The following is an 11,935-nucleotide window of genomic DNA, read 5'->3' on the forward strand; positions in this document are numbered from 1 at the left end:
GCGACATCCAGGATGGCACCCGCGAGCACCCGGATGAGCTTCGCCTGGGCCATGGGAGGGCGCTGGAAGTGCAGGCCCCGCACCGTGCCGCGCGGGGCAGAAAAGGACTGGTTGTCCTGGATGAACACATCCGCGATGCCGGCGCGCGCCAGGATGTCGGCCCGGTACGTCTCGCAAAACCAGCCCCGCGCATCGCCAAAGCGCGTCGGCACCACCCGCCGGACCGCCGGAATCTCCGTCTCAATCACCTGCATGCAGGAAAGCCTCCGTCTTCAAATCTCGCGCTCGTAGATGAGAGTGGCGGCCGAAGCGGCAAGTGGTTGCCTTCGCGGAGCCGCTGAGACGCGGGTTTTGGAACCTGTACCCGGCATATCATTGATGGCGCCGGGCACGGTGCAGAGCCTGAGCTCGCAATTTCGTCTAACTGATCACCTAGGCGTTCACAATGGCATACAGACGGAAATAAAATGTCACTTAGCCCACACTCCCCCACAAAACGTAGCAAGTTTGAGGTCTACGTCGGCGTAATCAGAGCCCTAATGCTTCGTGATATGCGAACACGCTTTGGGGGGTCGTACTGGGGTTATGTACTTGTCGTTCTTTGGCCTGTAGCTCACATTTTCTTTATGGTTGCGATCATGGTCTTTCGTGGCATGCCGTCGCCAATGGGGAATAATCCTATTTTATTTGTGGCAACAGGTGCTGTCCCGGCACTTGTTTTTCAGTACACTTCGCGGGAAGCTATGAAAGCTATCGTTGTCAATAGACCGCTTATGTATTATCCGCAAGTAAAGTCTTTCGACATAATGATTTCACGTTTTATTGTCGAGACGATAAAAGGTTTTCAGGGGCTTCTTATCATCATAGGAATAATGGCAATCCTTGAGGTTGATTTAATCCCATCTGAACCAGCTTTGGCAATTTCTGGGTATTGTATGGCGCTGCTCCTCGGAATTGGGATGGGCGCAGTAAATATTGGTGTCATGTCGTTTTTTCCCGGCTGGCTATGGGGCTATATCGTCATTACTATTCTAATCTATATTACATCAGGCGTATTTTTCCTGCCTCATCTGCTTCCTACCGAATTGTATGATATAATGAAATGGAACCCTATGGTGCAGATCATCGAATGGGTTCGCCTAGCTTATAATCCACAAATCGGTGTTACGGTTGACTATTATTACGTGATAGGGTGGTGTTTCGGGACGATTTGCCTCGGCCTTTTGATGGAAAGAACGGTAGTTCGGCGTTTCCTATAGGGGACGTCACTTTTCCCGTCTGAAAGGAAATTGGATGCTCTCCTGGCAGGGTGCCGAAGAAGTCTGCCAACAGCGGGCGATTAAGGAGATTTCGTCGCTGGATGGACGCGGATTTCGCCTCGAAGTGATTCGTCAGCCTGGAGCTCAGCTAATCCAGAGACGCAACCGGGTCTTCTCGTCATTGCCGCTCGAGCCGACCGTAATGGCGGCGCGATCACTCCCGTGGCGGGCTCCACCAGCAAAAGCCCCGGTGACACACCAGAAGTCGAACTCGCCGCGTCCGTTCTCGAAGAGTATGTAGGCTGGCTCGACCGTGTCGGTATGGTCGTCCTCATTGCCAAGCAGCTCGACGATCCGCCACTTACCCAAGAGGCTCACATCAGAGCTCCAAGCAGCTTTGGCAGTCGGACTAGGTTGAAGGCCGCCGCCGTCGAGGCGAAGGCCCATTCGCCTTGTCGCGGCCTATGAAGCGGTCTTGCGCAGACCACCGACGGTCTTAATCCAGCCAAAGTGTCGATCGGCGTGCAAAAGGGACCCAGGATTGGAGTGGGCCCCTTTGGGTGGATGGATTGGGCGGGGCTGATTGACCGGATGGCCGGGTCTTCCAAGGACGAAGACCATGGCACGACACCGTTCCCACAGCGTCGCGTTCAAGCGTCAGGTCGCACAGTAGTACCTGTCCGGCAAGACGCTGCACGGCCTGGCCAAGCGCCACGATCTCTCGCGCAACCTCGTGCGGGTCTGGGTGCAGAAGTACGAGACCGGCGCGTACGACGACGACGCGGCCGCCGCCGACACGATCCAAGGCTACGAGGCGCGCATCGCTGCGCTCGAACGGCTCGTTGGCCGGCAGGCGCTCGAGCTCGAGCTCGAGCTTTAAAAAGGGGCCCTGCGTCAGGGACCGCCGCCGAGAAGCGGGCCTACGTCCGTGATCACCGGCCCGGCAGCCTCTCCGTCGCTGCGGGATGCCGGCTGATGGGTCTGGCGCGCTCCACCTACTACGACGCTCCGACGCGGGCTGGTGACGACACTGCCCTCGTCGAGGCCATGGCCGCGGTCTGCGACGCGTTCGAAGCCTACGGCTGGCGGCGCGTCCAAGCGGCCCTGCGCCAGCAAGGATGGGGGGTGAATCACAAGAAGGTCCGCCGCCTCATGCGCGCGCATGACCTACAGCCACGTGTTCGCCGCTGAACCGCACCGGAATTCCCGGAGGCCATTTGGTTTGGGTTATGCGGCCCAGGCTTGCGCCTCGGTCTGGGCATAGTAGCGCGCTTCGGCTTCAGCGGGAGGCACGTTGCCGATCGGTTCGAGCAGCCGACGGTGATTGAACCAATCCACCCATTCGAGGGTAGCGAACTCGACGGCTTCGAACGACCGCCACGGGCCACGCCGATGGATGACCTCGGTCTTGAACAGTCCGATCACGGTCTCGGCAAGAGCATTATCGTACGAGTCGCCGACGCTGCCGACGGAGGGTTCGATGCCCGCTTCAGCAAGGCGCTCGGTGTATCGGATGCTGACGTATTGCGATCCGCGGTCGGAGTGACAGACGAGACCGCTGCCTGCGAAGGGGCGGCGCTCATGCAGAGCTTGCTCCAAGGCATCGAGCACGAAGTCCGCCCGCGCTGAGCGCGACACGCGCCAGCCCACGATCCGGCGAGCGAAGACATCGATCACGAAAGCCGCATAGACGAAGCCGCCCCAGGTGGCGACGTAGGTGAAGTCCGCGACCCACAGCCTGTTCGGACACGCGGCCTTGAACTGCCGGTTGACCCGGTCGAGTGCGCACGCCGCGGCTGGATCAGGGATCGTCGTCCGGACTGTCTTGCCTCGTACGACGCCTTGCAGACCCATCGCTCGCATCAGCCGTGCGACGGTGCAACGAGCCGCCGTGATCCCTTCACGGTCGAGCTGCCGCCAGATCTTGCGCACGCCGTAGACGCAGAAATTCGCCTCGTACACGCGCCGGATCTCGGTCATCAGCACCGCATCCCGCCTGGATCGTGCTGGCAGCCTAGAGCGTTTTCCACGATCCCTGAGTCGTTGCGGCGAGGTGAGCGTTGATCCCTGAAGGTTTGTTAGGGAGATCGCCATGGCCCGTGCCTACAGTCACGATCTGCGTGTTCGCGTCCTGGACGCGGTGGAAGCAGGTCTGTCCCGCCGGGCCGCGGCCCTGCGCTATCGGGTTGGCGTCGCTACCGTGATCCGCTGGGCCGCGCATGCGACGATGAGAGGAGAGACGCGGGCTCAGCGTCAGGGCCGTCCACCCGGCTCCAAGCTCGACGTGCATGAAGCCTTCCTGCTCGCCCTCACCGAAGAGAAGGACGAACCGAAGGACCGCGCAGCGACATCACGCTGGCCGAGATGCAGGAACGCCTGCGTACCGAGCGCAGCGTCTCGGTCGGATTGGGCACGCTTTGGCGTTTCTTCGCCTGCCGCGCGGTGATATGGAAAAAAAGTCAGCGCACGCAACCGAGCAGGATCGCCCCGACGTGGCCGCATCCCGTGAGGCGTGGTTTGCCGCGCAGCCCGACCTCGATCCTGAGCGCCTGATCTTCATCGATGAGACGGGTCTCTCCACCCGCATGGCGCGCCTGCGCGGTCGCTGTGCTCGCGGTCAGCGCCTGCGCTCGGGCATCCAGCATGGCCATTGGCTCACGACGACGTTCGTTGCGGGCTTGCGCCTGTCGGGGATGAGCGCGCCCATGGTGCTCGACGGACCGATGACGCGGGAGTGGTTCCTGGCCTACGTCGAGCAGGTGCTCGCCCCAACCCTCAGGCCCGGCGATACCGTCATCCTCGACAACCTCCCCGCCCACAAGGGCGCAGCGATCCAGGCCGCCATCGAGGCCAGCGGCGCACGGCTTCGCTTCCTGCCGCCGTACTCGCCCGACTTCAATCCGATTGAGATGGCCTTCGCCAAACTCAAGGCGCTGCTGCACAAAGCGGCCGAGCGCACGGTCGATCGGCTCTGGACTGTCGTCGGCGATCTGCTCGACGCTTTCAACCCAACCGAGTGCGCAAACTACTTCGCTGCCGCCGGTTACGATCCGGAGTAAGTGGAAAACGCTCTAGGGCCTGCCGTCGCCTGAACAGATTGGCTGGGCTTGCGTTTTCGTCTCTCTGATGGAGGAGGGACGATGCTGAGCGACGCGCAATGGGCTGATCTGGAGCCCCTGGTTGAAGCCTGCCGGCCCAAGGCCAAAACGCCTCCTCAGGATCTGCAGCGCACGCTCTCGGCCATCCTTTGGCGGCATCAGAACGGAGCCAAATGGCGAGCCATTCCCGAGGAATTGGGACCCTGGTGGCGGGCTGCCCAGATCTTCATCCGCTGGTCGCGTGCTGGCGTCTGGGAGCGGCTTCTTTACCTCGTGCAGGAGCGSGGYGTCCAACTCGGKATGGTGTTCCTSGACGGCACGAACRTKCGRGCGCACCAAAAGGCGGCGGGAGCYGCCAAAAGGGGGGATCTGSRSCCGAGCGAGAYGCTCGTGAAGCTSTTGGCCGCTCRCGTGGCGGSTATGGCACCAAGGCTTGCGTGATCGCSGAYGGACRGGGYCGCGCCATCGCCTTCCGKCTGGCGCCCGGTCGGGCCCACGAACTCCCTCACGCTGTTCCCCTGCTCGACCCACTGCCGGGGGTACCCAAATGGGTCGTGGGGGACCGCGGCTACACCAGCCACGTCTTTCGCGAACACATCTGGAATATGGGCGCTCGGCCTGCGATCCCGCCTCAGCGCCACGAAGCGCCCGTGGCCTGCCCGGATTGGATCTACAACAACCGCAATCAGGTCGAGCGTCTCTGGGCCAGGCTCAAAGAGTGGCGCGCCATCGCCACCCGCTACGAGAAGACTGCCGTCAGCTTCATGGGCGTCCTCTCCCTCGCAGCCGCCCTCGATTGGCTCAAGCGATGACACGCCCTAGTGGGATCGGCTAGGCGCGCGACATGGGCGTGATACGTCGACGGCGCGATCGGCAGCACGCGGCAGATCGGCTCGACCCCGTAGGCCCCGCGGTGATCGTCGATGAACGCGATCATCGCTTGAACGGGCGGCCGAGCTCCGCCTGGGCAAAATACGCCGATGCCTTTCTCAGGATCTCGTTGGCCTGCCGGATTTCGCGAACCTCCCGCTCCAGCGCCTTGATCCGCTGGCGCTCGTCCGTCGTCTGGCCGGCTCGTTGGCCCTGGTCGCGCTCGGCCTGACGTACCCAATTTCGCAGCGTCTCACCCGGGCAGCCGATCTTGGCGGCAATCGAGCGGATCGCACCGCATTGAGAGTCGTGCTCGCCCTGATGCTCCAACACCATCCGCACAGCGCGTTCACGGACTTCAGGGGAAAAGGGTGGGGTTCGCTTCGTCATGGCTCCATCCTCGCAAGAGTTGGCGCCGCCGGAAAACCCGGCGCGGTTCACCTCCGATCGTGCTGCATCGCATGAGCCGTGACGAGACAGACTTCTGCGGGTCCGGCACCATGGCTTGACGTTCACACACCGGCATCGCGAGACATCGAGCTCCTCCGGCGTCAAAGAGGCTCTTGTGGGGGCAAAGGGAGCAAATGAGACCAAGGGAAACTCGAGCATCGATTAAGCCGAGTGCCCGGTTTGATAACCGCTTTGCCCACTTCCCCTGATCTGCTCATGCGGCAGTACAGCCCGACCTTAAGGAGTAGCAAGAGCTCCGCAGGACCATTCACGCGCTGATCCAGGATGCACGCCGAAGGGAGTTGACCACGAACCCCAAACAGAGAAGAAGTTTCTCGAGGCTAACTCCTTCCGGATTAGCTTCTCCAGATTTAGGTCGGAGATCGCCCGACGAAGCCGCCGGTTACGCGTCTCTCGATCCTTCATATGGTGTACCTGATAAACCTACACTCTACCATATTCTTCGCATCAGCGATAGTAATTCAGCTCCGCGATATCCGCTTTCTTGCACACTATCGCTAAGCTCATGTCTGGGCTGTCTGTATCTCGATATAGCGCAGCTTGAGCGCCACCTGTTCCGCGCCCGTCTCCTGACCTCGCATTATATCCAGCTTCTTCGTTACTGGATGACCTCTCAGCTAGCCCGCCCCTAAGCCGGTCGGTCAAGTCTGATCAACAAAGCTGAATGCAATTGCAAAATTATCCCCCCTCGCAGTACTTAACGACACTTGTAAGCTCGGCGGAGACGGGCCAGAACAAGAGCTTAAAGTAGATAAACGATATTATTTCTTTGGAGGTGCCAAAAGCTTTTGCAGCACAGCGGCCGAGATCTGTCTAGGCGATGGTGCCGGTGCGCCCATATCCTTTTCCCAGCCTCTCCGCCCCTCCGCTAAGCCGTGATTTAGGAAGTGACTCAATGGATTGTCACCTCTAGCCTCAACATCGGGATTCGCGTTAAGATATCCGTCGGTACTGAAGCCGGCACTAGGGTCGCGACCCTCTTTCCAGCCAAATTTCATAAAATGCTGAAGGGCGGTACCTTTGAAGTTTATGACGTCGCGATACCAATAACGATAATAGACCTCATCAAAGCCGGGCATGTGATGCTTGGCGGAGGGTAGTGCGATTCGGCGAAGGATCACGGGGAACTTCATGCGGTTGTGCCTATTGCGACAGAGTGCCCAGAACGGGCCACTTAAAGCTGCGGACGTATCGATCGGGCTGAAGAACAAAAACAGTCGCCGGTTGCCTAGAGCGGAAGAAGATGGGTTATGGGCTTACAACAATTCTCATCCATCCGCATCCATGTGCGCACCGGGGCACCCTCAAGGGCATAGTGTACCAGGGCCGGTTAACGCGCTAATTCCGGGCGGCTGATCGAGAATAGATTCAGTGCGGTAGAACAGGACAGTTCAGGCGTCGACTAATTCGTTCGCAAATCTGCCGCAACAACTCATTGGCTCGGTTGAGTTTTTCAGAGCTGGTCAGGCAGAGTAGCATGGTGCTTGCGTGAGGGACAGGAAAGTTCTCGGTAGTTTACCATCGAACCGATAGAGCAGTCTCGTAGTAACATTGACTATAATTGAAGCGGGTGCAAAAGCCGTATAGTTTGTCAGCGGGGGCAATTCACGTGCGACAGGCCTAGTTTTGCAAATGGGTAAGGGTTGCATCTATAACCCTTAGGATTAGGGAAAGTATATGTGGCCGCCAAAATGGGTTTAAGGGAGAGCCAAGGCGCGATAGATTATGAAAAACACACAGTCCGCTGTGACCGGGCACCATATATAACGAGCTGAGCGCCCATAGCGCCCTAATCGTCCAACCGGAAGACGTGTATTATAGAAAGAACTAAGTTCCTGATGCCGGTTTCTCCAACTTGATGCCTATTGCGCCTCATATGTTCCCGAAAGCAGGATGCGAGTGCCATCTGCCGCAGGATATCCACCAGAATAGTTGAAGATGAGCGTACTGGCGCCAGTCGTCGTTGTACCAACAAGCATTGCTCCAGTGCTCGCCTGTCCAGTGAAGACATGCTTTAAGCCACTAAGAGGCATAACTGGTAGGCTTATAGTCAAGGCACTCGCGCCACTTCCGTTAGACAGGATAGAAAAATCAGCCTCCCAGCTTACGCTTTTGCCAATTTGGTGATAGCGTGCGGCCGTAATAGATGAGGTTGTAATCGCACCGGACGCTGCTCCGATGGTCGGCGTCCAGTTCCGCCAAGACGAAAGTCTGGGACCCTCAATTGCCGCATCATCCATGAGGTTAGTCGGGGCGAAGTCCAAGACTGATTTAGAACTCGTCATGCCACTTACTTCGATGTACGGACGGTTTGCAGAGGCCACGTAGGGACTAAAGCGTTTGAAGGCGTTACCTCGTACATCAACCAGGATCTGAGCCGAGCCAGATACAACGAGCGAACTGGTTACGAATTTCGATGATGTCACACGATTAAATGTATTCGCGTTAATTGTGAAAGTCCCTGCATCTGCACCGGCAGCGATGTTGATGTCAGCCTGACCACAGTTGCCCTCATAGTAAACACCGTCAGAAATGTAGCCAACGCCACCTTCACGCGGTCCGCCAAGTACAACTACACCCCCGCGTGTTCGCTCAACGCTGTTACAGCCGTTAGATCCAATTTCACCGCCTCGGATTGTCAATGTAGTCGGATTACTGGCAAGTAGCCCAATCTCGAAATTGCCTCCTATGTTAGAGTCAGTAAACGTGATGGCATTTGGGTAGCTGAACACTCCGCGATAAAACTGCGCACCAATCCGATTTGATGTAATTGAAACCGAACGAAAGCGCGTCGATAGGACGTCCACACCCTGGATGCCTTTATCAAAACCGGCTACCGTGATGTCGTCAAAATTAAGAAATGCGGCAGTCCGCAAGTCAATCCCAATTCCTTGAACGTCGGTTTTATCAAGTCGAACGCCGGAGATTGTCGAATAGGTATGTGGACCTGCGCCAGCGGTCCCACCCATATAAGTCAGTGCACTGAACGAACCTGCGCCGTAACGGAGCCATGTAGTGCCACGGCTCGACCCTCGAAGCGACGGCCTAGCGCTCGTCTCTACCGTTGCAAAGGACGTGTCGATCGTGAGACCGGAAGCGAGATAATAAGCTCCGCTTGGCACACAAACATCTTTCCCTAGACGAATTGCATAGTCGATTGCAGCCTGAAACGCAGCCTTGTCGTCCGTCCCCGACACGTAGTTATTGCTAGCATCGACTACGAGGTCAGCAACGGCACCCCAATCCTTGACGTTCACGCAACCGTCGGCACGAGCGGAAAGAGGTCGAGTTGCCCAGGCAGGAAGCGCCGCGGTCGAGCTGAATGCACCGCTGATCGAGCTGGGAGCCTGAGAAGGAGAGCTTTCGCTCCTAGCGACGTGGATGTTGTCTGCGAACGCACCTACTTCCGGACCATTGGACCCCCTAGTGTCGCCACTAATTGGAATGCCCGGCGCGTTTAGCGGTAGATCGAACGCTGATGCGCCAGCGTTGCCGATAAGGGCAAAAGCGGTAAGTAGAGCTGTATAATGAAATGATCGCACATGGGTCATACGATCCACAACTTTCTTTGCGAGCAATATCGATAAATTGAAGAGGTTGATACGACCAGGGCACAGCTGAGACAAGTCTCAGCACATTTTCTTTCCGCAGGAGTGCAGAAACAACATTTTTGCTGCGCAGGTGGCATATCTTACGGAGGAAGGCAGAGCGATATTTGCTGCTAGTGCTGATCTTCGAGTTCCGCTCGGCAAACGGCTTTACTAACGTGCGCAGGAAGATCGCGGCGTGCACCTTACATGAGCTCAGACGGATATCAGCACACACATTAATTCGCTAAAATGGTCCAACGACGTCATTATGTTCCGGTGCGAACTCCAGTTTGGGACGGAAGGGGAGCAATCAGTATTCAAGACCGCCTTTACTAAACTTAATCAGCGAGTTTGGTCAGAGAAGAAAGGCGCTTTCCTAAAGGTCTATAGCGAGATACTCAAGCCTTCCGGTAAATCGGGGTGAAGGCATTCTCATCCTCCACCCCGGAACATCTAGGTTTTTATTTATGTCTACTTAGCAATACACCGCAATAGCTTGAGGCTCGCAATATTCCGTCTTAGCAAAGTGGTCAGACAGGTTGTCGAGAGTTCTCATGCGAGTTTTATTGTAATCATTCCGTTGAAAAAGAGGAATAAGCTTCAGGAAGACAGTTATCTACCACAACGTTACTTTCTTCTAAATTGGGGTTTTTGTAGATAAAGACCTGGTTATGATAGAAGTGGATTGAAGTTATATTTCGATCATAATACGATGGAATATATCCAGGCTTTTCAAATTCCTTGTAATTCAATCCGTCAACCAAGCTCTTGAAAAATCCCACAGATGTTTCTTTATTATTGAATTCCACAGAAGACCCGCCAAAAACTTTCTTCCAGTAAGAAGTCTGGATGTCTTCGACGGCATATATCCCACCGTTTTTCAGCAGTGGAAACAGACAGTTAAAAGATGATAAAACATGAATATTCATGTGACTACCATCGTCAATTATTATATCAAACGGACCTAGATCGGCGTTTATTTTTTTTAGCAACACATGGTCGTCTTGACTGCCTTTGTAGGTAACAATTCGGTCTTCTTGGTGATGTGTTTTTTCATAATAATCTAATCCCACTATAAGTCCGTTCGTAAAATACTCTTTCCACATTCTTAAAGATTCGCCACCGGCTTTCGGGTCATCATAGCCCCCGATGCCAATTTCTAGGATTTTTACCCTCTTATTGCGATATTGTGTGAAATGCATGTCGTAATTATCTGCGTAGTTATGAGCTCCCTGTTTATCGGTTTTATTTTTCACAGCAATGTACTTTAGCGATTTGATCTCTCGCAGCTCTGACAGATTTTGAGCAGAAGAGGGTTCGTCTTCGAAATCATTCTTGTATAGGAGCATTACTATAGGTAAAATATGTTCAATAATAAGGCTGATATCGTAGGAGGGATCGTACTTTAAGCCGCCTTCGGAGCGAAGAACGCCCTCAACGAATGTAGGTTCAGAGGGCTTTGCCTCAGGAACGATAATCGGAAGCCAGTAACAGTGACGAACCGCACAAAGATTTCGAACCCAAACATTTCCATCAAATGAGCTTGGCATTATTTCGATGATGACAGCTGATGGAGAGCAGTATGCCACGTTTGCGAAGCCCGCTCCAGTCGCCCCTATTATGATTTTTGCACGACTAAAAATAAGAATTTGCTCATCGACTGAGTATTCTTCAGGAGAAATGCTAACAAAACCCAGTTTTTTCAATTCTTGTAAGAGAATAATTTCTTGTTCAAACTGGCGCAACGGCTGACCTTTTCTTGAAAGGAAAACCTTTTCGAAGCGTAGATCCGTCTTGTGTGTTGCTTTGACATTTTTTAATTGTAGATCGGCCAAATCAGATACGTCTGATGTTAAGTTGTGGAGAAAGTGATTCATAATGTTACTGTGAAATGCTCTATTGATTTTTAGAATTTCGTCATCCCTCTCTAAGATCGGTACCGTAAGTTCGAGTAGGTCTAAATGAGATCTCTGCCACTTTTCTAATTTAGGGAATACCACTGGAAGGCGATGTTTCTCTATGAAATCCTTGTAAATGCATAGAGAGGTCAGACAGTCAGTGATAAAATGGCCATAGTTTGCTCGGCTGCCGAGCGGCATACATATAAACGCTTTATCGATAGCCACAATCGATTCTGAAGGCCTGAATTCCGTATTGCCGTCCACGATTGAGAAGCCTGGAAGTTGCGCTTTTGTTGGGGTGACCCAGCGTGCTTCTTCAAAGCTCTCTCTATAAACATCCCCGTCCTCAGATATGATAACTCCGAATTTCGGCATAAAATACACATTTGATGTCCTAAATAAGCACACCGGATTTCTGCTAATGTAGTCATACTTTTTTTCTGATCTAAGGAAATTATTAAAGTATTCCTTGAATTGAGAGCTTACTAACAGATCCTTCATATATGCAATTTGCTTATGTGAACTGTAGAATAAGCCTGTGTTGATGTTTTCATCGAGAAGATGATCGATTTCAGAAAAAGCTTGGAAGTCAAATTCTGAGATTTCTCGTGTAATCATTTTAGGGACTCCCTCTTGTACGAAATTTTTATTCCACCGTGACGGATTTGGCGAGGTTGCGCGGCTGGTCGACGTCTTTGCCCATGAAGACGGCGGTGTGGTAGGCGATGAGCTGGATCGGCACCGCG

The 11,935-nt window shown here is 54.7% G+C and carries 10 protein-coding genes, 3 pseudogenes and 1 other annotated feature; of the genes and pseudogenes, 5 read left to right on the forward strand and 8 right to left on the reverse strand.

Annotated features, from left to right (window positions below):
• Positions 1 to 254, reverse strand: a 254-nt coding sequence (locus ASG51_RS12115) for a dTDP-4-dehydrorhamnose 3,5-epimerase family protein (protein ID WP_162245231.1), incomplete at its 3' end; no start/stop codon positions are given.
• Positions 255 to 539: 285 nt separating this feature from the next.
• On the opposite strand from ASG51_RS12115, the gene ASG51_RS23435 reads away from it, so the two are divergent.
• Positions 540 to 1,259 carry an ABC transporter gene (locus ASG51_RS23435; RefSeq protein WP_244480143.1) on the forward strand — a complete coding sequence of 240 codons (720 nt, stop codon included), beginning with the start codon at positions 540 to 542 and terminating at the stop codon, positions 1,257 to 1,259.
• A gap of 144 nt (positions 1,260 to 1,403) precedes the next feature.
• Here ASG51_RS23435 and ASG51_RS12120 read toward each other — a convergent pair whose 3' ends face one another.
• Together ASG51_RS12120 and ASG51_RS24170 are read right to left on the reverse strand one after the other, a co-directional pair.
• Positions 1,404 to 1,637: a hypothetical protein gene (locus ASG51_RS12120; protein WP_056381080.1), complete on the reverse strand. Its 234-nt coding sequence runs from the start codon at positions 1,635 to 1,637 to the stop codon at positions 1,404 to 1,406.
• A pseudogene (locus tag ASG51_RS24170) lies at positions 1,634 to 1,769 on the reverse strand (IS5/IS1182 family transposase); the annotation flags it as partial. The gene ASG51_RS12120 and the pseudogene ASG51_RS24170, both read right to left, overlap by 4 nt.
• Before the next feature lie 235 nt (positions 1,770 to 2,004).
• Between ASG51_RS24170 and ASG51_RS25355 the strand changes: the two are divergent.
• Positions 2,005 to 2,139: a hypothetical protein gene (locus ASG51_RS25355; RefSeq protein WP_277996209.1), complete on the forward strand. Its 135-nt coding sequence runs from the start codon at positions 2,005 to 2,007 to the stop codon at positions 2,137 to 2,139.
• Positions 2,140 to 2,234: 95 nt separating this feature from the next.
• Positions 2,235 to 2,450: an IS3 family transposase gene (locus ASG51_RS12130; protein WP_056381083.1), complete on the forward strand. Its 216-nt coding sequence runs from the start codon at positions 2,235 to 2,237 to the stop codon at positions 2,448 to 2,450.
• A 36-nt stretch (positions 2,451 to 2,486) separates the two neighbouring features.
• On the opposite strand, the gene ASG51_RS12135 is transcribed toward ASG51_RS12130, so the two are convergent.
• Positions 2,487 to 3,353 carry an IS3 family transposase gene (locus tag ASG51_RS12135; protein WP_277996210.1) on the reverse strand — a complete coding sequence of 289 codons (867 nt, stop codon included), beginning with the start codon at positions 3,351 to 3,353 and terminating at the stop codon, positions 2,487 to 2,489.
• On the opposite strand from ASG51_RS12135, the pseudogene ASG51_RS23440 reads away from it, so the two are divergent.
• Positions 3,352 to 4,318: pseudogene (locus ASG51_RS23440) on the forward strand (IS630 family transposase). The gene ASG51_RS12135 and the pseudogene ASG51_RS23440 overlap by 2 nt on opposite strands.
• 81 nt (positions 4,319 to 4,399) lie before the next feature.
• A protein-coding gene (locus tag ASG51_RS23445) for an IS5 family transposase (protein WP_156389696.1) occupies positions 4,400 to 5,169 on the forward strand; the annotation gives its coding sequence in 2 pieces (ribosomal slippage) (positions 4,400 to 4,715 and positions 4,715 to 5,169; 771 coding nt in all).
• 5 nt (positions 5,170 to 5,174) lie between these two features.
• On the opposite strand, the pseudogene ASG51_RS12155 reads toward ASG51_RS23445, so the two are convergent.
• The 4 genes and pseudogenes from ASG51_RS12155 to ASG51_RS24180 all read right to left on the reverse strand — a co-directional run.
• Positions 5,175 to 5,617 (reverse strand): annotated as a pseudogene (locus ASG51_RS12155) (transposase); the annotation flags it as partial.
• Positions 5,220 to 5,336: a sequence feature (AL1L pseudoknot), on the reverse strand. (Overlaps the previous pseudogene by 117 nt.)
• A gap of 842 nt (positions 5,618 to 6,459) precedes the next feature.
• Complete coding sequence (locus ASG51_RS12165; protein ID WP_056381093.1) at positions 6,460 to 6,831, reverse strand: hypothetical protein; 372 nt, start codon at positions 6,829 to 6,831, stop codon at positions 6,460 to 6,462.
• Positions 6,832 to 7,560: 729 nt separating this feature from the next.
• Entirely contained in the window at positions 7,561 to 9,324 is a 1,764-nt protein-coding gene (locus tag ASG51_RS24175) for a hypothetical protein (protein ID WP_156389697.1), read from the reverse strand.
• Positions 9,325 to 9,860: 536 nt separating this feature from the next.
• Positions 9,861 to 11,807: a glycosyltransferase 61 family protein gene (locus ASG51_RS24180; protein WP_156389698.1), complete on the reverse strand. Its 1,947-nt coding sequence runs from the start codon at positions 11,805 to 11,807 to the stop codon at positions 9,861 to 9,863.
• Positions 11,808 to 11,935 lie beyond the last annotated feature (128 nt).

The sequence above is a fragment of the Methylobacterium sp. Leaf465 genome, from assembly GCF_001424705.1.
In the GTDB taxonomy this organism is placed as follows: domain Bacteria; phylum Pseudomonadota; class Alphaproteobacteria; order Rhizobiales; family Beijerinckiaceae; genus Methylobacterium.

Bases quoted from the DNA above. Each gene is read 5' to 3' on its own strand.
- ASG51_RS23435 (WP_244480143.1), top strand. From the start codon at position 540: ATGCTTCGTGATATGCGAACACGCTTTGGGGGGTCGTACTGGGGTTAT.
- ASG51_RS12130 (WP_056381083.1), top strand. From the start codon at position 2,235: ATGGGTCTGGCGCGCTCCACCTACTACGACGCTCCGACGCGGGCTGGT.
- ASG51_RS12135 (WP_277996210.1), bottom strand. From the start codon at position 3,353: ATGGCGATCTCCCTAACAAACCTTCAGGGATCAACGCTCACCTCGCCG.
- ASG51_RS12165 (WP_056381093.1), bottom strand. From the start codon at position 6,831: ATGAAGTTCCCCGTGATCCTTCGCCGAATCGCACTACCCTCCGCCAAG.
- ASG51_RS24180 (WP_156389698.1), bottom strand. From the start codon at position 11,807: ATGATTACACGAGAAATCTCAGAATTTGACTTCCAAGCTTTTTCTGAA.